General features: G+C 63.0%; 13 protein-coding genes. 3 read left to right on the forward strand and 10 right to left on the reverse strand.

Annotation, left to right across the window (positions count from 1 at the left end):
* Positions 1–130: 130 nt before the first annotated feature.
* Together OCK01_RS23195 and OCK01_RS23200 are read left to right on the forward strand one after the other, a co-directional pair.
* Positions 131–2,113, forward strand: a complete 1,983-nt coding sequence (locus OCK01_RS23195) for a bifunctional 2',3'-cyclic-nucleotide 2'-phosphodiesterase/3'-nucleotidase (protein WP_263826027.1) — start codon at positions 131–133, stop codon at positions 2,111–2,113.
* Between the two features lie 107 nt (positions 2,114–2,220).
* Positions 2,221–2,988: a class II aldolase and adducin N-terminal domain-containing protein gene (locus OCK01_RS23200; RefSeq protein ID WP_263826028.1), complete on the forward strand. Its 768-nt coding sequence runs from the start codon at positions 2,221–2,223 to the stop codon at positions 2,986–2,988.
* A gap of 101 nt (positions 2,989–3,089) precedes the next feature.
* Here OCK01_RS23200 and mfd read toward each other — a convergent pair whose 3' ends face one another.
* Together mfd and OCK01_RS23210 are read right to left on the reverse strand one after the other, a co-directional pair.
* Entirely contained in the window at positions 3,090–6,593 is a 3,504-nt protein-coding gene (gene mfd, locus OCK01_RS23205; protein ID WP_263826029.1) for a transcription-repair coupling factor, read from the reverse strand.
* Positions 6,594–6,692: 99 nt separating this feature from the next.
* Positions 6,693–6,992, reverse strand: coding sequence for a succinate dehydrogenase assembly factor 2 (locus OCK01_RS23210; RefSeq protein ID WP_263826030.1), 300 nt, complete (start codon positions 6,990–6,992; stop codon positions 6,693–6,695).
* Positions 6,993–7,090: 98 nt separating this feature from the next.
* On the opposite strand from OCK01_RS23210, the gene recG reads away from it, so the two are divergent.
* A complete protein-coding gene (gene recG / locus OCK01_RS23215; protein ID WP_263826031.1) occupies positions 7,091–9,196 on the forward strand; it encodes an ATP-dependent DNA helicase RecG in 2,106 nt (701 codons plus the stop codon).
* Here the strand turns inward: recG and OCK01_RS23220 are convergent, their stop codons facing one another.
* The 8 genes from OCK01_RS23220 to ytfR form a co-directional block, all read right to left on the reverse strand.
* On the reverse strand, positions 9,197–9,892 hold the full coding sequence (locus tag OCK01_RS23220) for a DUF502 domain-containing protein (RefSeq protein WP_263826032.1): 696 nt from the start codon (positions 9,890–9,892) through the stop codon (positions 9,197–9,199).
* A gap of 50 nt (positions 9,893–9,942) precedes the next feature.
* Positions 9,943–11,769 carry a glutamine--fructose-6-phosphate transaminase (isomerizing) gene (glmS, locus tag OCK01_RS23225; protein ID WP_263826033.1) on the reverse strand — a complete coding sequence of 609 codons (1,827 nt, stop codon included), beginning with the start codon at positions 11,767–11,769 and terminating at the stop codon, positions 9,943–9,945.
* Between the two features lie 446 nt (positions 11,770–12,215).
* On the reverse strand, positions 12,216–13,583 hold the full coding sequence (glmU, locus tag OCK01_RS23230) for a bifunctional UDP-N-acetylglucosamine diphosphorylase/glucosamine-1-phosphate N-acetyltransferase GlmU (RefSeq protein ID WP_263826034.1): 1,368 nt from the start codon (positions 13,581–13,583) through the stop codon (positions 12,216–12,218).
* Between the two features lie 105 nt (positions 13,584–13,688).
* Positions 13,689–14,990, reverse strand: a complete 1,302-nt coding sequence (locus OCK01_RS23235; RefSeq protein WP_263826035.1) for a hemolysin family protein — start codon at positions 14,988–14,990, stop codon at positions 13,689–13,691.
* A 57-nt stretch (positions 14,991–15,047) separates the two neighbouring features.
* Positions 15,048–15,818: a FadR/GntR family transcriptional regulator gene (locus tag OCK01_RS23240; protein WP_182826379.1), complete on the reverse strand. Its 771-nt coding sequence runs from the start codon at positions 15,816–15,818 to the stop codon at positions 15,048–15,050.
* A gap of 10 nt (positions 15,819–15,828) precedes the next feature.
* Positions 15,829–16,794, reverse strand: coding sequence for a galactofuranose ABC transporter, permease protein YjfF (gene yjfF / locus OCK01_RS23245; protein ID WP_182826380.1), 966 nt, complete (start codon positions 16,792–16,794; stop codon positions 15,829–15,831).
* Entirely contained in the window at positions 16,791–17,777 is a 987-nt protein-coding gene (locus OCK01_RS23250; RefSeq protein ID WP_263826036.1) for an ABC transporter permease, read from the reverse strand. The genes yjfF and OCK01_RS23250 overlap by 4 nt, the downstream gene beginning before the upstream one ends.
* On the reverse strand, positions 17,774–19,300 hold the full coding sequence (gene ytfR / locus OCK01_RS23255) for a galactofuranose ABC transporter, ATP-binding protein YtfR (protein ID WP_263826037.1): 1,527 nt from the start codon (positions 19,298–19,300) through the stop codon (positions 17,774–17,776). The genes OCK01_RS23250 and ytfR overlap by 4 nt, the downstream gene beginning before the upstream one ends.
* Between the last annotated feature and the right edge of the window lie 81 nt (positions 19,301–19,381).

Raw genomic sequence — 19,381 nt, forward strand, 5'->3', positions numbered from 1 at the left:
TTGTTTCGCCAGAGGGCGGCGCCTGCGTCTTTTCGCTGCGGCGAGATAATGCCGTCACAATAGCGGCGTAGCCCGTTCAGGCTCTCTTTTCCAACGAGCCTTACCGATGATGGTCACAAAGGATAAGCCGATGCTGTTCAAAGATCCCTTTCTCGCCAATCGCCGTAGCGTGCTCGCCGGCATCGCCTCCAGCGCGGCCTTGGTGATGCTGCATCCCTTCGCCGCCCGCGCCGCCGCCAACCAGGCGCATCTCCGGCTGATGGAAACGACGGACATCCATGTCGCGCTTTACCCTTACGACTATTACGCCGACGGTCCCGACGACAAGCAGGGTCTGGCCCGCACCGCCTCGATCATCGACGCCATTCGCGCCGAGGCCAGCAATTCCGTGCTGATCGACAATGGCGATTTCCTGCAGGGCAATCCGCTCGGCGATTACATCGCCTATGAGCGCGGCATGAACGACGGCCAGGTCCATCCGGTGATCAAGGCCATGAACCTGCTCGGCTATGACTGCGGCACGCTCGGCAATCACGAATTCAATTACGGCCTCGATTATCTGTTCGCCACCGTCAAAGGCGCCAACTTCCCTTATGTTTGCGCCAATCTGACCAAGGGTCAATTGGCGTCCGATCCCCAGAAGGACGAGCTGTTCTTCCCGCCCTACAGGATCATCGAGAAGACGATCAAGGATGGCGCGGGCAAGGAGGCGGTGATCAAGGTCGCCTTTATCGGATTCGTGCCGCCGCAGATCATGGTCTGGGATTCCAAGAATCTCGAGGGAAAGGCCAATACCCGCGACATCGTCCAAGCCGCTCGCGCCTGGGTTCCCCGGATGAAGGAAGACGGCGCCGACATCGTCGTGGCGCTGTCGCATTCCGGCATCGACGCGACCGGCGAAAAAGAGCGGATGGAGAACGCCTCGCTTTACCTCGCCGGCGTCGAGGGCGTCGACGCGATCTTCACCGGCCATCAGCATCTCGTCTTCCCCGGCCCGAAGACCTGGGACGGCATGGCGGGCGTCGATCCCGTCAAAGGCGCGCTGCAGGGCAAGCCGGCGGTGATGGGCGGTTTCTGGGGTTCGCATCTCGGGCTGATCGACCTGCTCATCGAGCAGGATGGCGGCAAATGGAAGATCGTCGACTTCACCTGCGAAGCCCGCCCTATCTATCATCGCGAGGACAAGAAAGTCATAGCCGACGTCCGGGACAAGCCGGAGATCATCGAAGCGGTCAAACCCGAGCATGAGGCGACACTGGCTTATGTGCGTCGTCCGGTCGGCAAGACATCGGCGCCGCTGTTTTCCTATTTCGCGCTGGTGGCCGACGATCCATCGGTGCAGATCGTCAACAACGCCCAGATGTGGTATGTGAAGGATCTCCTGAAGGACGGCGAATTCAAGGATCTGCCGCTCCTGTCGGCGGCCGCGCCGTTCAAATCGGGCGGGCGCGGCGGCCCTGATTACTACACCAATGTCGCAGCCGGCGACATCGCCATCAAGAACGTCGCCGATCTCTACCTCTATCCCAACACGCTGCGCGTCGTGGCGATCACCGGCGAGCAGGTGAAGAACTGGCTGGAGATGTCGGCCGGCATCTTCAACCGCGTCCAGCCGGGCGCCAAGGATGTCGATCTGATCAATCCGGATTTCCCGTCCTATAATTTCGACGTGATCGACGGCGTCACTTATGAAATCGATGTCAGCCAGCCGGCGAAATACGATCACGACGGCAATGTCGTGCACGCCGAGGCCAGCCGTATCAAGAATCTTGCTTTCGCAGGCAAGCCCATCGATCCCACGCAGAAATTCGCTGTCGCCACCAACAATTACCGCGCCGGCGGCGGCGGCAATTTCCCCGACATCAAGGACGACAAGGTGATCCAGGCCGCACCGGACACCAACCGCGACGTGCTTGTGCGCTACATCATGCGCGAAGGCACGATCAACCCGACCGCCGACGGCAACTGGCGCTTCGCCCCGGTCTCCGGCGCGACCGCCGTCTTCGAAACCGGCCCCAAGGCGCGTGATTTCCTGACAAGCATCAAGGACGTCAAAATCGAAGACGCGGGCGACGGCAAGGACGGTTACGCAAAATTCCGGCTGGTGCTCTGACCCAGAATTCTTTGCGTGAGAGCCGGCGGTTTCGGCCGCCGGCTTCGTTGACGTGAGCGCGGCTTGGGTTCATTCTTTTTGTCGAGAAAATACAAAGGGAACTCGCCATGTCCGCCACTCTCGCGACCGTCCATCGCCATGACAACCTGCCCTTCTATGAAGAGCGCGTCGATCTCGCCTGCGCCTTCCGCTGGACCGCCCGGCTCAACATGCACGAGGCCGTGGCCAATCACTTTTCGCTCGCCGTCAATGACGACGGCAGCCAGTTTCTGATGAATCCCAACCAGAAGCATTTCTCGCTGATCTCCGCTTCCAGCATGCTTCTGCTCGACGCCAACGATCCCTCGACCATGGAGCGCCCGGACGCGCCGGATCCGACAGCCTGGGGCCTGCACGGCTCGATCCACCGCCTGTTGCCGCATGCGCGCTGCGTGATGCATGTGCATTCGATCTATTCGACCGTGCTCGCCTCGCTCGCCGACAGCCGGCTGCTGCCGATCGACCAGAACTGCGCCACCTTCTTCAACCGCTATGTGATCGACAATGATTACGGCGGGCTGGCCTTCGAAGACGAAGGCGCGCGCTGCGCCCGGCTGATGCAGAACCCCAAGCATCGCGTGATGATCATGGGCAATCACGGCGTGCTGGTGATCGGCGACAGCGTCGCCGACACGTTCAACCGCATGTATTATTTCGAACGCGCCGCCGAGACCTATATCAAGGCGCTGCAGACCGGGCAGAAGCTTAGAATTCTCTCCGACGAGGTTGCCGAAAAGGTCGCCGAGGAAATCGAGGATTATCCCGGCCAGTCCGAACGGCATTTCGAGGATCTCAAGATCCTGCTGTCGCGCCAGGAACCCGACTTCCTGAATTGAGCCTGACATCTTGAATTGAGCGCATCTTGCCGCGCTCATGAGAACAGCCGCCGGATCGGCCAATCCGGCGGCTGTTTTCGTTTGACCGTTCGGGTCTCCGCTTACTTGCCCTGTCCGGCGATCTCCGCGAGCTGCGTCATCAGCATGGCGGCGGCAGCCATGCGCTTTTCGGGCTTGGGCAGGTCGCGGGCCAGGAACAGCGAATGATCGGGTCGGATCTTGGCGAGCGTCCCCTGCCTTGAGATGAACTGCACCAGGCCGGCCGGATTGGGGAAGATCCTGTCGCGGAACACCACGACGAGGCCCTTGGGACCCGCTTCCACCTTCTCGACATTGGCCGTGCGGCAGAGCGTCTTGATGTAGACGATCTTGAGCAGATGCTCGGTTTCGGCCGGCATCTGGCCGAAGCGGTCGATCATCTCGGCGCCGAAGCTGTCGATTTCCTTGAGATCGCTGAGTTCGCCGAGGCGGCGATAGAGCTGCATGCGCAGATGCAGATCCGGCACATAGCTCTCGGGGATCATCACGGAGACGCCGGTGACGATTTGCGGCGACCAGCCGCTGTCGCTCACCTGCTCCTCGCCCTTGATCTCCAGCACCGCCTCTTCGAGCATCTGCTGATAGAGTTCGAAGCCGACTTCCTTGATATGGCCGGACTGTTCGTCGCCGAGCAGGTTGCCCGCGCCGCGCAGGTCGAGGTCATGGCTGGCGAGCTGGAAGCCCGCGCCGAGCGTGTCGAGCGACTGCAGCACTTTCAGCCGCTTGTCGGCCATCGTGGTCAGCGTCTTGTTGACCGGCAGCGTGAACAGCGCGAAGGCGCGCACCTTGGACCGGCCGACGCGACCGCGGATCTGGTAGAGCTGGGCGAGACCGAACATATCGGCGCGATGCACGATCAGCGTGTTGGCCGTCGGCACGTCGAGACCCGATTCGACGATCGTCGTCGACAACAGCACGTCATATTTGCCGTCATAGAAGGCGTTCATGATGTCGTCGAGTTCGCCCGGCGGCATCTGGCCATGCGCGACCGCCAGCTTGAGTTCCGGCACCGCCTCGCGCAGGAAGGTCTGGATCTCCTCGAGGTCGGAGATGCGCGGGCAGACATAGAAGCTCTGGCCGCCGCGAAAATGCTCGCGCATCAGCGTCTCGCGGATCACCAGCGGATCGAACGGCGAGATGAAGGTGCGCACCGCCATGCGGTCGACCGGCGGCGTGGTGATCAGCGACAATTCGCGCACGCCCGTCAGCGCCAGCTGCAAGGTGCGCGGAATCGGCGTCGCCGACAGCGTCAGCACATGCACGTCGGACTTCAGCTCCTTCAGCCGCTCCTTGTGCTTGACGCCGAAATGCTGCTCTTCGTCGACGATCAACAGGCCGAGATTGGCGAATTTGACGCCTGCTCCCAAAAGCGCATGCGTGCCGACCACGACGTCGATCTTTCCCTCCGCCAGCTCCTTCTTGGTCTCGTTCAGCTCCTTGGCCGTCACCAGGCGTGACGCCTGCCGCACCTTGAGCGGAAAACCCTTGAGACGTTCGGAGAAGGTCTTGAAATGCTGCCGCGCCAAAAGCGTCGTCGGCACCACGACGGCAACCTGGGCGCCGTTCATGGCGGCGATGAAGGCTGCGCGCAGCGCCACTTCGGTCTTGCCGAAGCCGACATCGCCGCAGACCAGACGATCCATCGGCCGGCCCGCGCCGAGATCGTCGCGGACGCTGTCGATCGCGCCGGCCTGATCCTCGGTCTCGTCATAGGGGAAGCGGGCGGCGAATTCGTCATAGACGCCGTCGGGCGCGATCAGCGGCGGCGCCTGGCGCATCTGCCGCTCGGCGGCGATGCGGATCAGACCGCCCGCCATGTCGAGCAGCCGCTTCTTGAGCTTGGCCTTGCGCGCCTGCCAGGCGACGCCGCCCAGTTTGTCGAGTTGCGCTTCGGTCTGCTCCGAGCCGTAGCGCGACAGGAGCTCGATGTTTTCGACCGGCAGGAACAGCTTGTCGCCGCCGGCATATTCGAGCTGCAGGCATTCATGAGGCGCGCCCGCCGCTTCGATGGTCACCAGCCCGACGAACCGGCCGATGCCGTGCTCGGCATGGACGACGATCGAGCCTTCGTCGATCGACGAGGCCTCGGTGATGAAATCGGCGTTGCGCTTGCGGCGCTTGCCGCGCCGCACGAGCCGGTCACCCAAAATGTCCTGCTCGCCGATGACGATCAGTTTGCCGCATTCGAAGCCGCTTTCGAGCGAAAGCACCGTCGCGCCGGCCTCACCCGGCTTCAGTTTCATGGCGGCGTCGAGGGTCTCGACCGGCACGACGCGCTCCAGCCCATGCTCCTGCAGCACTTGCAGCAGACGGTCGAGCGAGCCCTCGGTCCAGGCCGAGACGACCACCTTGTCGCCCTTGGCGCGGTGATCGGCGATGTGACGCACGGCGGCGTCGAACACGTTGATGCGCTCCTCGCCCTCCTGCTCGCCGGCGCGCGCCCAGCGCATGCCGGGACGGGCTGACAGCGCCACCACCTTGCGCGCCTCGCCTTCATGCTCGTTGAACGGCGTGATGCGGATCGCGCCATGGCCCCGCAGCTCCAGCATCACCTGTTCGCCGGAGAGATAGAGCTGGTCGGGCGGCACGGGTTTGTAGGGCGCGCCCTGGCTCGGTCCCTTTTTGCCCGATCCCGCGTCGCGTCGCGCCTCATAATAATCGGAGATCAGCGTCGAGCGCTCGTTGACCGATTCCTGCAGCGTGTGATCCACCGTCAGCCGGAAACCGGCGAGATAGTCGAACAGCGTTTCGAGCGTCTCATAGAACAGCGGCAGCCAATGCTCCATGCCGGCGAAGCGACGTCCTTCCGAGATCGCCTGATAGAGCGCGTCGTCGCGGGTGGCGGCGCCGAACATCGTGAGATAAGCCTTGCGGAAGCGGCTGATCATATCCGGCGTCAGCGACACTTCGCTCATCGGGTTAAGCGAAATCTGTTTCACCTGGCCTGTCGTCCGCTGACTGGCGGGATCGAAGGTGCGGATCGTCTCCAGCGTGTCGCCGAAGAAATCCAGCCGCATCGGTTCGGTCTCGCCCGGCATGAAGAGATCGAGAATGCCGCCGCGCACGGCGAACTCGCCGACCTCGCGCACCGTCGCCACCCGCTCGAAGCCGTTCTTTTCCAAGCGGAGCGCGATCTCGTCCATCTTCAGCATCTGGCCGGGCTTGGCGGAAAAACCCATGGCCGAGATCGCGTCGCGCGGCGGCAATCTCTGCACCAGCGCATTGGCCGTGGTCAGCACGATGGCCGGATGCGGCTTGGCCTGATGCTGGATCAGCCCACTGAGCGCCGCCAGTCTCCGCGCGGAGACATCGGTTCCCGGCGACACGCGGTCATAGGGCAGGCAGTCCCAGCCCGGCAGCACCAGCACCGGAATTTCTGGCGCGTGAAACGCGATCATCTGTTCGAGATCGGCGATTTTCTGGCCATCGGAGAGGACATAGGCGATCGATCCTCCGGCGCGGGCGAGTTCGGCCAGCACCAGCGCCTCCATGCCCGGCGGCACATGGCCGATCGAAAAGCTCTTCTCGTCCGCGAGAATTTTCCGGGGATCGAAATCCGGGATCATGCAGATGTCCTTGAGAGTGCCCCGGCGACTGAGATCGCTATCGGGCTGGAGAGATGGCGGAGCGGCATAGAAAACAAGACGACGGGCCGGAAACCGTCGTCACACCACGGGTTTGAAGGCTTCCTCGGGACGAAAGGCCAGAATGCGCGCAAACAGCGGCGTCTTGAGACGCTCGGGCATCGGCTTTTCTCCAGAAATCCACTTGAACAGATCATTATCGTCTTCGCCGAGAACGCGCTCGAACTCGGCGAGTTCCTCGCCCTCGAGCGTCTTGAGTTCGGTGTCGGCGAACTGGCCGAGGATCAGGTCCATCTCGCGGACGCCGCGATGCCAGGCGCGAAACAGGATGCGCCGGCGGTGCGGATCGAGATCGGCGGTGGTCAAGGTCGTGCCAGTCATCGGCGTGGTGATCCTCTCATGATAGGAGGCCGTCTATATCCCTTGGAAACTTGCTTGTCAGCCTTGCAAATCCACCTTCGACAGCCGAAATTGCATGCATGCGTCCCTCCATCCTCGATCCCCTGTTCGCCCCCCTCGCCTCACTGCCCGGCATCGGGGCAAAGACCGGCGAGCTCTATGCCCGGCTGCTCGGCCGCGAGAGCCTGGAGGACTGCCGGATCATCGATCTCCTGTTCCATGTGCCGCACAGCCTGATCGACCGCCGCAAACAGCCCGGCATCGCGCTCGCGCCCCAGGGCGCAATCGTCACCGTCACCGCCCGCGTCGACCGCCACCAGCCGCCTCCCAAGGGACAGTCGAACCAGCCCTATCGGGTGTTCCTGCAGGATGATACGGGGGAACTAGCGCTGGTGTTCTTTCGCGCCAAGGGAAATTGGCTGGAAAAGTCGTTGCCGGTCGATGAAACCGTCATGGTCAGCGGCAAGGTCGACTGGTTCAACGGCCGGCCCTCCATGGTCCATCCCGATCACATGGCGCGATTGTCCGAGGGCGAGAAGCTGCCGCTGGTCGAACCCGTCTATGGCCTCACCGCCGGCCTGTCGCCCAAGGTGCTGCGCAAGACCATCGAAGCCGCCATTTTCCGCGTGCCGGCTCTGCCCGAATGGCTCGACGAGTCTCTGATCCAGAAACAGGGCTTTCTGCAGACCTCGGAAGCGCTCCGCCTGATCCATCATCCGCGCGACGAGCACGACATCGATCCGCAGGCGCCGGTGCGGCGCAGGCTCGCTTATGACGAATTCCTCGCCGGCCAGGTGTCGCTCGCGTTGGTGCGCTCGAAGCTGAGAAAGGCGCCGGGCGTTCCGGTCAAGCCGACAGGCCTGTTGTCGAGCCAGGTTCTGGCCGCCCTGCCTTTTTCGCTGACCGGCAGCCAGACCTCGGCGATCGCCGATGTGCTCAGGGACATGGCCGGCGAGGACCGCATGCTCCGGCTACTGCAAGGCGATGTCGGCTCGGGCAAGACCGTGGTGGCGCTGATGTCGATGCTGGCGGCGGTCGAGGCCGGCGGCCAGGCCGTGCTGATGGCGCCGACGGAAATTCTCGCCCGCCAGCATCACGCCACGATCAGCCAGATGGCGCGCATGACCGGCCTCACCATCGAAATCCTCACCGGCCGCACCAAGGGCCGCGAACGCGAGGAAATCCTTGCCCGCATCGCCTCTGGTGAGGCGCAGATCGTTATCGGCACCCATGCGTTGTTTCAGGATACGGTCAATTACGCCAATCTGCTGCTGGCCGTCGTCGACGAGCAGCACCGCTTCGGCGTCCATCAACGTCTCCGGCTCACCGCCAAGGGCGTATCGCCGCATATGCTGGTGATGACGGCGACGCCCATTCCGCGCACGCTGGTGCTCGCCGCCTTCGGCGACATGGACGTCTCCAAGCTGACCGACAAACCGGCCGGCCGCAAGCCGATCCAGACGGTGATCGTGCCGGGCGAGCGGATCGGCGACATCATCGCCCGCATGCGCGCCGCCGTCGCCGAGGGCAAGAAGATCTACTGGATCTGCCCGCTCGTCGAGGAAGACGAGGAAAGCGAGCTGATGAGCGTCGAGGAGCGCCATGCCGTGCTCGCCAAAAGCTTCGGCGCGCAGGCCGCGCTGATCCATGGCCGAATGAGCGGGCCGGAAAAAGACGCGGTGATGATGGGCTTCAAAAATGGCGAGACGCGCCTTCTGGTGGCGACCACCGTCATCGAAGTCGGCGTCGACGTGCCGGACGCGACCATCATGGTGATCGAACATGCCGAGCGTTTCGGGCTGGCGCAATTGCACCAGCTGCGCGGACGTGTCGGACGCGGATCGGAGGCGTCGAGCTGCATCCTCGTCTACAAGGGCAAGCTCAGCCAGAATGGCGAGGCGCGGCTCAAAATCATGCGCGAGACCGAAGACGGTTTCATCATCGCCGAAGAGGATCTGCGCCTGCGCGGCGAAGGCGAATTGCTGGGCACACGCCAATCGGGAACGCCGGGCTTCGCCATCGCCAGTCTCGAAGCGCATGGCGACCTGCTCGAAATCGCCCGCAAGGACGCGCATTATTTGCTCGACCGCGATCCGGAACTGTCGTCGCCGCGCGGCGAGGCGATCCGCACCCTGCTCTATCTCTTCCGGCGCGACGAAGCGATCCGCTTCCTGCATGCCGGCTGATCAGCTCTCCAGGACATCGCCCTTCGGCTTCCAGTCCGGCGCGATCAGGCCGGCCGAGATCAGCATCTTGGCGGCGTCTTCCGGGCTCATGTCGAGTTCGATGATTTTGGACCGCTCTACAAAGATCAGAAAGCCCGCGGTAGGGACCGGGGTCGGCGGCAGGAACACCGCCACCATGTCGCTGAACCCCTTCTCCTGGAATCGATGTTCGAGTTCGCCGCCCCGCACATCGGCGGCGATGAACACCATCGACCAGCTTCCCGGCCCTGGAAATTCGATCATGCCGACTTTCTTGAACGAGGTGCTGCGCTCGGCGAACACCGTCTCGAACAGCTGCTTCAGCGCCTTGTAGAGCGAGCGAACCAGCGGCGTGCGATCCATGATCGATTCGCCGAATTCGACGATCGAGCGGCCGATCAGGTTCTTGGCGAAAGTGCCGATCAACGTGATCATGATCACCGCGATCAGCAGGCCAAAGCCTGGAATGGCGAATTTGATGTAGTTTTCAGGGTTATAGCGATAGGGAATATAGGGTTTGACCCAGCTGTCGGCCCAATGGATCAGCGTCCAGGTCAGCCAGATCGTGATCGCGATCGGCGCGCAGATAATCAGGCCCGTCAGAAAATTGTTGCGGAGCCGTACGCCGAAAGTCGGCTTATGCGGCGCGGTGTCTGGCGTGTGAGGATCCTGGGTCATCAGGCCCCCTGTTTAACGCGACTTTTCCGCGCCGCACAAGATTTTTATGATCACTCGACCGTGACCGACTTGGCGAGGTTTCGCGGCTGGTCGACATCGGTGCCCATGAACATGGCGGTGTGATAGGCGAGAAGCTGGATCGGCAGCGAGAAGATCATCGGATGGATGGCCTCGTCCATATCCGGCAGCACGATCGTCGCCATGGTCTTAAGGTCGCTGGCTTTGGCGCCGTTCTCGTCGGTGACGAAAATGATCTTGCCGCCGCGCGCCGCTACTTCCTGCATGTTCGACACGGTCTTTTCGAAGAAGCGGTCATGCGGGGCAATCACGATCACCGGCATGGTCTCGTCGATCAGCGCGATCGGACCATGCTTGAGTTCGCCCGCCGCATAGCCTTCGGCATGGATATAGGAGATTTCCTTGAGCTTCAGCGCGCCTTCGAGCGCGATCGGATAGCTGGTGCCGCGGCCGAGATAGAGCACATGCTTGAATTTGGAGAGATCGCGCGACAGCGCCTCAATCTCCGGCTGGATACGGTTGAGCACCGCGCTCATGATGCGCGGCATTTCAGTGAGATGGCCAACCAGCGCCTTCTCCTCCGTCTCCGTCAGCGTGCCGCGTTGGCGTCCGGCGCGGATGGCGAGCGCCGCCAGCGCCGTCAACTGACAGGTGAAGGCCTTCGTCGAGGCGACGCCGATCTCCGGGCCGGCAAGGATCGGGAACACCGCATCCGCTTCGCGCGCGATGGTCGATTCCTTGGCATTGACGACCGCGCCGATGGAGAGGCCTTGCTCCTTGCAGTAGCGCAAGCATGCGAGCGTATCCGCCGTCTCGCCAGATTGTGAGATGAACAGCGCCGCCGATCCCTTGGCGAGCGGCGCGTCGCGATAGCGGAATTCCGAGGCGACATCGATTTCCACCGGCAGCCGCGCATAGCGCTCGAACCAGTATTTCGACGTCAGGCCCGCGAGATAGGCGGTGCCGCAGGCGGTGATCGCCAGGCTATCGAGCTTGGCGAAGTCTATGCCGTCGTTCAGTTCCCGCACGCCGCCTTCTGTGAAATCGACATAGTGGCCGAGCGCATGCGACACGGCTTCCGGCTGCTCGTAGATTTCCTTTTCCATGAAGTGCCGGTGATTGCCCTTGTCGATCAGATAGGCGCTCGCTGACGAAATGCGGATGGACCGCGACACCGGATTGCCGTCGAGATCGAAAATATGCGCGCCGCCGGCGCCGATCACCGCCCAGTCGCCGTCTTCGAGATAGGCGATGCGATTGGTGAAGGGCGACAGCGCGATGGCGTCGGAGCCCAGGAACATCTCTTTGTCGCCATAACCGATCGCGAGCGGCGGACCGGAGCGAGCCGCCATGATGGTCGAGGGGTCGTCCTGAAAGATCACCGCCAGCGCATAGGCGCCGGTCACCCGGCGCAGCATCGCGTGCATCGCCTCGCGCCGGCCCATGCCGTCGCGACGGAATTTCGCCAGCAATTGGGCGACGACTTCCGTGTCGGTCTGAGTGGTGAAACTCACGCCGTCTGCGGCAAGCTCCTTCTTGATCTCGGAAAAATTCTCGATGATGCCGTTGTGAACCACGGCGACGCCGTCGACGAAATGCGGATGCGCATTGGTTTCCGTCGGCGCGCCATGCGTCGCCCAGCGGGTATGCGCGATACCGATCTTGCCGGCCAGCGGCTCGGCCGCCAGCTTCTGTTCGAGATTGACGAGTTTGCCCTCCGCGCGGCGGCGTTCCAGCCGGTTGTCATGGATGGTGGCGACGCCGGCGGAATCATAGCCGCGATATTCCAGCCGCTTGAGCGCATCCACCAGCCGCGCCGCCACCGGCTCCACGCCCACGATCCCGACAATCCCGCACATATTCCGCTCCCGCACAGTCTCAGCTGAAATTGGTCTCTACCAATTTCCGATGTCTTGCTGCGTCTTGTGGCCGGAATTTCGACGCGCGGCAACGGGCAGCGCATCAAATTCGGTTTCGTGCGTTAACGAGCGAGAGGAATTGCGTTGCAACCATCGCGATTATGCGATTGAATTGTGAATGTTTGCGACGGCGGAAGCAGCAGCGCCTAGACCAGGGGCGTGACCGGGGGAGACGGGCTCCCCCGGCTGTGGCGAAAGCCTCGCCGTCCAATCGGAGGTTATGCCATGAGGCGATTGCCATACAGCATAACGCTTACTCTTAGAAGAAGCCGGAGCGGCTGGTCCTTGTCTCTCCGGATCTCATATAGGAAGTGAGTCCCGGCAGGCGGAGTTAGCGCTCCGCCTGCCACTCCTGAAAATACGCGACTTCAGCCCTGGTTGCAAGGTCAGCCCTTGCTCGCCGCCTTCTTCGCCTTCTTGATCGCCTCGTTGCGCGCCATGATCTCGCGGCCGTAACCTTCCTTGGTCACCTGCCGGGCGCGGCCGAAAGCGGCGGCGCCATCGGGGACGTTTTCAGTGATGACGCTTCCCGAGGCGGTCAGCGCGCCCTCGCCCACACTCACGGGCGCCACCAGCGAACTGTTGGAGCCGATAAAGGCGTCGGCGCCGATGCGGGTTTCGTATTTGTTGAAGCCGTCGTAATTGCAGGTGATCGTTCCCGCGCCGATATTGGCCCGCGCGCCGACCACGGCGTCGCCGATATAGCTCAGGTGATTGACCTTGGCCCCCTCGCCGATCTCGGCCTTCTTCACTTCGCAGAAATTTCCGACCTTGGCGTTGGCGAGCAGCTTCGCCTCGGGCCGCAGCCGCGCGAAGGGACCAACGGAGGCGCCGGAGGAGATATAGGCGCCCTCGATATGCGAGAAGGCGTGGATGACCACATTCGGCTCCACCGTCACGCCCGGTCCGAAGATGACATTCGGCTCGATCGTCACGTCCTGGCCGATCACCGTGTCATAGGAGAGAAACACCGTTTCGGGCGCAATCATCGTCACGCCCGACACCATCAATTCCCGCCGCTTGCGCTTCTGCCAGATGGCTTCGAGTTCGGCGAGTTCGGCCCTATTGTTGCAGCCTGCAGCCATTTCGAAAGACGCTTCGACGGTGGCCGACCGGCCGCCCTCGGCGCGGACGATCTCGACGAGGTCGGTGAGATAATATTCACCCTTCACATTATTGTTGCCGATCTTGCGCAACAGCGACGCCGCCTTGGCGCCATTGATCGCCATCAGGCCGGAATTGCAGAAATCGATCCGGCGCTCGTCGTCGTTGGCGTCCTTCTCCTCGCGGATGGCGACGAGTTCGCCGTCCTTTTCGAGCAGTCGCCCATACCCGGTAGGCGACGGCGTCCGGAAGCCGATGACGGCGAGGTCATATCCCTCATCCAGTTTGGCGCGGGCGGCAGCCAACGGACCCGCCTCGATCAGCGGCGCATCGCCATAAGCGACAAGCACCGCGTCATAGCCGGCCTCGATTTCACTCGCCGCCATCAGCACGGCATGGCCGGTGCCGAGGCGTTGCGTCTGTTCGAACACCGTCACGGGCAGCTTGCCGGTCGACGCCGCCGCGGCGACCGCGTCCCCGTCTCGCCCGACGATGAGGGCGATCTTGTCGGCGCCGCTTTCGTCCAGCGCCGCCACCACATGCGAGATCATCGGTCGGTTGCCGATCGTGTGCAGCACCTTCGACTTGGCCGACTTCATCCGCGTGCTGTCGCCCGCCGCCAGAACCACGGCCAGAACCTTTCCCGACATTCCGAATCTCCCTCTGAAATTTGCGCCATAGCAAGCGCATTCCCGCGCTCTAGGCAAGCCGAGCGTGACAACCCGGCTGTGCGGATATCGCCGGAAGATCAAAGCTCAGCCGATGGATGGATCGTCCCTGCGGCTCATCAGGATCTTGTCGATACGGCGTCCGTCCATGTCGATGACTTCGAAGCGGTAGCCATAGGCTTCGAAATGGTCGCCTTCCTCGGGGCTCTTGCGCAGGCCCTGAACCACGAAGCCGGCGATGGTCTCGTAGCCGTCTTCCGTCGAGAGATTGTCCAGTCCGAAGGTCAGCTGCATTTCATGGATCGGCGTGCGGCCGTCGATCAGCCAGGAGCCGTCCTCGCGCTCGCGCACCAGAATGTCGTCGATGTCGTCGTAATTCGACGGCAGGATGCCGATGATGGCTTCAAGCAGGTCCGACGAGGTGATGATGCCTTCGGTGGAGCCATATTCGTCGACGATGATCGCCATGTGGATGTTGGCCGCCTTGAAGATCTCGAAGGCCTTCAGGCAGGTCGTCATTTCCGGAATCGTCGGAATCTCCTGCACATAGGCCTGCATCTGGAAGGCCTTCGGATTTTGGGCGGCCGCAAGCACGTCCTTGGTGCGCACGGCGCCGATGATGATGCCGTCATTGTCCTCGTCAATGACGGGATAGCGCGAATGGCCGGAGTCCCGAACCAGCTCCACCACATCCTCGAAGCTGGCCTTCAGATCGATGCCGACGATCTCGGTGCGATGCGTCATGATCGATTTCACCGAGCGGTCGGCGAGGCTGATGATCCGGCGCAGCATTTCATGCTCGGACTTTTCGAACACGCCGCTTTCGGCGCCTTCGGCCAAGACCGCCTGCACCTCGGCTTCGGTCACCTCGTCGCTGTCCTTGGCCGTCACACCCAAGATCTTCATCAACAATCGCGCCGACGCCTCGAAAAGATAGACGATCGGCGCGGCGATCCGCGACAACACAGTCATGGGGCCGGCGACGAAGATCGCAATCGACTCGGCGTGTCGCAACGCGAATTGCTTGGGAATGAGCTCGCCGATGATCACCGACAGATAGGTGATCAGCGCCACGACGATGAGCCCCGCCACCAAGTGGCCGTAAGGCGCGATCGCCGGGATCACGTCGAGTTCGGGACCGAGTTTCTCGGTGATCGACGCGCCGCCGTAGGTGCCGGCGAGGATGCCCACCAGGGTGATCCCGACTTGAACGGTAGAGAGGAAAGTACCGGAATTCTCCGCAAGGCCGAGCGCGCGGGCGGCGCCGGGATGACCCTGTTTGGCTTTCTGTCGGAGCAAGGGCTTGCTGGCGGAAACGATCGCCATCTCGGACATGGCGAAAAACGCGTTGATCACGAGAAGGAGTAGAATGATGAGAATTTCGGTCACTAGGGGCGCCAGGGCAATTTCAATTGCGGCCCAACCTAAAGCTTCCCCCTGTCATCTTCAAGATGCGGGGGCGAATTCTGCCAGAGGCTCGGCGCCGGTCACCTTGTGGCTGATCCTGTCGCGGCCCACGATGATCACGCGGCGCATGGCTTCGGCGGCGCCGGCGGCGTCGCGGGCGGCGATGGCGTCGACGATCAGCGTGTGCGACGCCGAGACTTCCGCCCCGCGCTCGTCTCCCGGGGCCGGAGACGACAATTTGAAGATGCCGACCAGAGCCGCCTCTATCAGGCTTCCGACGGTGCGCATGAACGGATTTTTGGACGCTTCGGATACGGCGAGGTGAAAACGCAGATCGGCCAGCGCAAGCGTCTCGGGCGTCAGCCCCTCGGCGCCCATGTCGCGCGCCAGTTGATACAGCGCCTTGATATCCGCCTCGGTGGCGTTCTCGGCGGCGAGCGCCGCGCCGTGCGGCTCGAACGCCATTCGGATCTCGCTGAGATGGGTGAGGAAATCGCCATCGACGCCCATCTGGAAATGCCAGGTCAGCACGTCGGAGTCGAACAGGTTCCACTGGTTCCTCGGCGTCACCTTGGTGCCGATGCGCGCCCGCGGCACGATCAGCCCTTTGGCCGCCAGGGTCTTCATCGCCTCGCGAAGAACCGTCCGCGACACCTTGAAGCGCTGGGCGAGTTCGGGGTCGCCCGGCAGCGTCGCGCCCACCGGATAATCGCCGGAGATGATCGAACGGCCGATTTCATCCACCACCTGGGCATGGCTGGTTCTCGTTTTCTTGCCGCTGAACACGGCCTCCAGCACTCCCCTTCGCACGACGAACTCCTCACCCTTTGTTGTCGACTTTCGAGACCAGCAATATGCCTTTTTGCATAAGTATGAAGCCGAATAGCAAGAGCCCGATCACGATTTTCGTCCACCAGCTCGACAGTGTCCCGTCGAAAGTGATGTAGGTCTGGATCAAGCCCTGGATCAGGACGCCGATCAGTGTGCCGGCGACGAAGCCGGCCCCGCCGGTCAACAGTGTCCCGCCGATCACCACCGCCGCGATCGCATCGAGTTCGACGCCCACCGTGGCGAGCGAATAGCCGGCGGACGTATAAAGAGAGTAGACCACGCCCGACAGGCCGGCCAGAAAGCCCGACAGCGCATAGATGCCGATCGTGGTCGAGGCCACCGGAGCGCCCATCAGCCGCGCGGTCGCCACGCCGCCGCCGAGCGCATAGACATTGGCGCCGAAGCGGGTCTTGTGCGCGATCACGATGCCTGCGACGAAAACCAGCAGCATGAGCCCGCCGATCACCGTGAACCTGCCGCCGCCCGGCATCTTCCAATAGAAGCTCTTGAGCGCCTTGTAGAACGGATGATCGATGGGAATGGAGTCGATCGTGAGCACGAAGGACATGCCGCGGGCGAGAAACATGCCGGCGAGCGTGACGATGAAAGGCGGCATTTCGAGATAATGGATGATCGACCCCATGGCTGCGCCGAAAGCCGTGCTGACGCCGAGCGCGATGGCGAAGACGAGCAGCGGATGCAGATCGGTGTTCTTGAGCAGCACGGCGATCAGGACGCCGGTGAAGGCGATCACCGAGCCAATCGACAGGTCGATGCCGCCCGACAGGATCACGAAGGTCATGCCGACCGCGGCGATGCCCAGGAAAGCGTTGTCGGTGAACAGGTTTCCGATCACTCGGGTCGACAGGATGTTGGGAAACTGCAATGCGCAGATCGCATAAGCAGCCAGGAAAATCAGCGTGGTCGCCGCCAGCGGCAGATACTTCGCTCTCATCCGCGCGTCTCCGACTTGCGGGTCCTGACAAGAGCGGCGAGATCGGCGAGCCGCGGCGATTGAACGATCAGGATGATCACGATCAGTCCAGCCTTGATGATGAGATTGTATTCCGGGGGGAAGCCCGAGGTGAGAATGCCGGTGTTGATCGCCTGGATGATCATGGCGCCCAGCAACGACCCGAGAATGGAAAAGCGGCCGCCGAGAAGCGAATTGCCGCCGACAACCACCGCCAGGATGGCGTCGAGCTCCAGCCACAGGCCGGCATTGTTGGCGTCCGCCCCCTTGATGTCGGCGGCGACGATGAGCCCGGCGATGGCGGCGCAGAGACCGGAGAGCGCGTAGACCAGCACCACGAGCGCAGTCGTCTTGACGCCCGAGAGACGGCTGGCGCGCAGGTTGACGCCGATCGCCTCGATCAGCAGGCCGAGCGCCGTGCGCCTGGCGAGCAACGCCACCGCCGCGCCGAACAGAACCCAGATCACCACCGGCATCGGCAGGCCGAAGGCCGATCCGCTGCCGATGAAGATCAGACCGGGCGCGTTGAACGTCAGGATTGCGCCTTCCGTGATCAACTGCGCCACCCCACGGCCGGCGACCATCAGCACGAGCGTGGCGATGATCGGCTGGATATTGAGAATGGAGACCAGAACCCCGTTCCACACCCCGCAGATCAAGCCGACGCCAAGCGCCAGAGCCAGCGTCACCAGAAGCGGGTAGCCGCTGGTGACGGCGGCGGCCGCGACCGCGCCGCAGATGGCGACGACCGCGCCGACCGAGAGGTCGATGCCCTTGGTCGCGATGACCAGCGTCATGCCGACTGCAACCAGCGCCACGGGCGCGCCGCGATTGAGCACGTCGATGATGCTGCCATAGAGACGGCCGTTCTGGAACGTCACGTTGAAGAAGTCGGGAAACAGGATCACGTTGAGCGCGAGCACGATGCCGAGCGTGATGATCTGGGGAAGTATGCGACGGATCATGACGCCAGACCCTTTTCGTTATGCACGCCGGCGATCGCGTCGACGATGCCGCTGGCGCTCATCTGCTCGCCGGTCAGTTCGGCGACATGTTCATGATCGCGCAACACGCGGATGCGCTGACTATACGCGATGAGTTCGTCGATTTCCGAGGAGATGACGGCGAGCGCCATGCCCTTCTGGCAGAGATCCCGGATCAGCTTGATGATTTCGGCATGGGCGCCGACATCGATGCCGCGGGTCGGCTCGTCGAGGATCAGCAGTTGCGGATTGGTCGCCAGCCAGCGGGCGAGGATCGCCTTTTGCTGATTGCCGCCCGACAAGAGCTTGATCGGCTTCTCGCGTCCGTCGGTGCGGATGTCGAGCGCCTGAATATAGTGGTCAGCGAGCGCGTTCTGTTCGGACCGAGACAGGGGCCTGGCCCAGCCGCGCCGGGCCTGCAGCGCCAGAACGATGTTTTCGCGCACGGAGAGATCGCCGATGATGCCGTCGGTCTTGCGATCTTCCGGGCAGAAGCCGAAGCCCTGGGCGATCGCATCTTCGGGCGATGCGATGGTCGCGGGCTTGCCGTCGATCTCGACCTCGCCCTGGTCGGCGCGGCGGATGCCGAACATCACTTCGGCGGTCTCGGTGCGGCCGGAGCCCAGAAGCCCGGCGAGCCCGACGACTTCGCCGCGGCTGATATCGAGATCGAAAGGCTTGATGTCGCCGCGACGTCCCAACCCCTTGAAGCGGAAACGCGCCTCGATATCGGGCTTGCGCTCCGGCGCGTGATGGCTGGTCTCCTCGGTCAATTCGCGGCCGAGCATCATCGCCACGAGGTCCTTGCGCGGCAAATCCGCCAGGCGGCGCGCGCCGACCAGCTTGCCGTTGCGCAGCACGGTGACGCGGTCGCTGAGCGTATAGACCTGTTCGAGGAAGTGGGTAATGAAGACGATGCCGAGGCCCTTGCGGCGGAGATCGTCGACGATGCGGAACAGCACCTCGACCTCCTGCGCGTCGAGGCTGGCGGTCGGCTCGTCGAGGATCAGCACCTTGCCGGAGAGGTCCACGGCGCGGGCGATGGCGACGATCTGCTGCACGGCGACCGAAAAGCTCGACAATGGCTGCCGCACGTCGATATCGAGGCCATAATCGGCCAGAAGGGCGCGGGAACGCTCGTTCATCGCCCGGCCGTCGATCAGGCCGAAGCGGCGCGGTTGTCGATTGAGGAACATGTTCTCGGCGACCGTCAGGTTCGGCAGGAGATTGACTTCCTGATAGACGGTGCCGACGCCCAGGCTCTGGGCCTCGAATGTATCGCGGGGATCGATCGACACCCCGTCGAGAAGAATGTCGCCCGCGTCGCGTCGATAGGCGCCGGTCAGGCATTTCACGAGGGTGGATTTTCCGGCGCCGTTTTCACCGAGCAGCGCCATGACCTCGCCTCCCATCAGGGAGAAATCAACGGCGTCGAGCGCCTTGGCGCCCAGGAATGTCTTGGTCATGCCGCGCGCCGAAAGGAGCGGCTTAATCTCTGCAGTCATGCGGAATGCTCCGGCCGGCCGCGCCATCCGCCGAAATCGGCCGATGGCGGGCGTGCTCGATTGAGACCGCGCCGCCGGACG

Source organism: Rhizobium sp. TRM95796, from assembly GCF_025779995.1.
GTDB lineage: Bacteria > Pseudomonadota > Alphaproteobacteria > Rhizobiales > Rhizobiaceae > Rhizobium_E.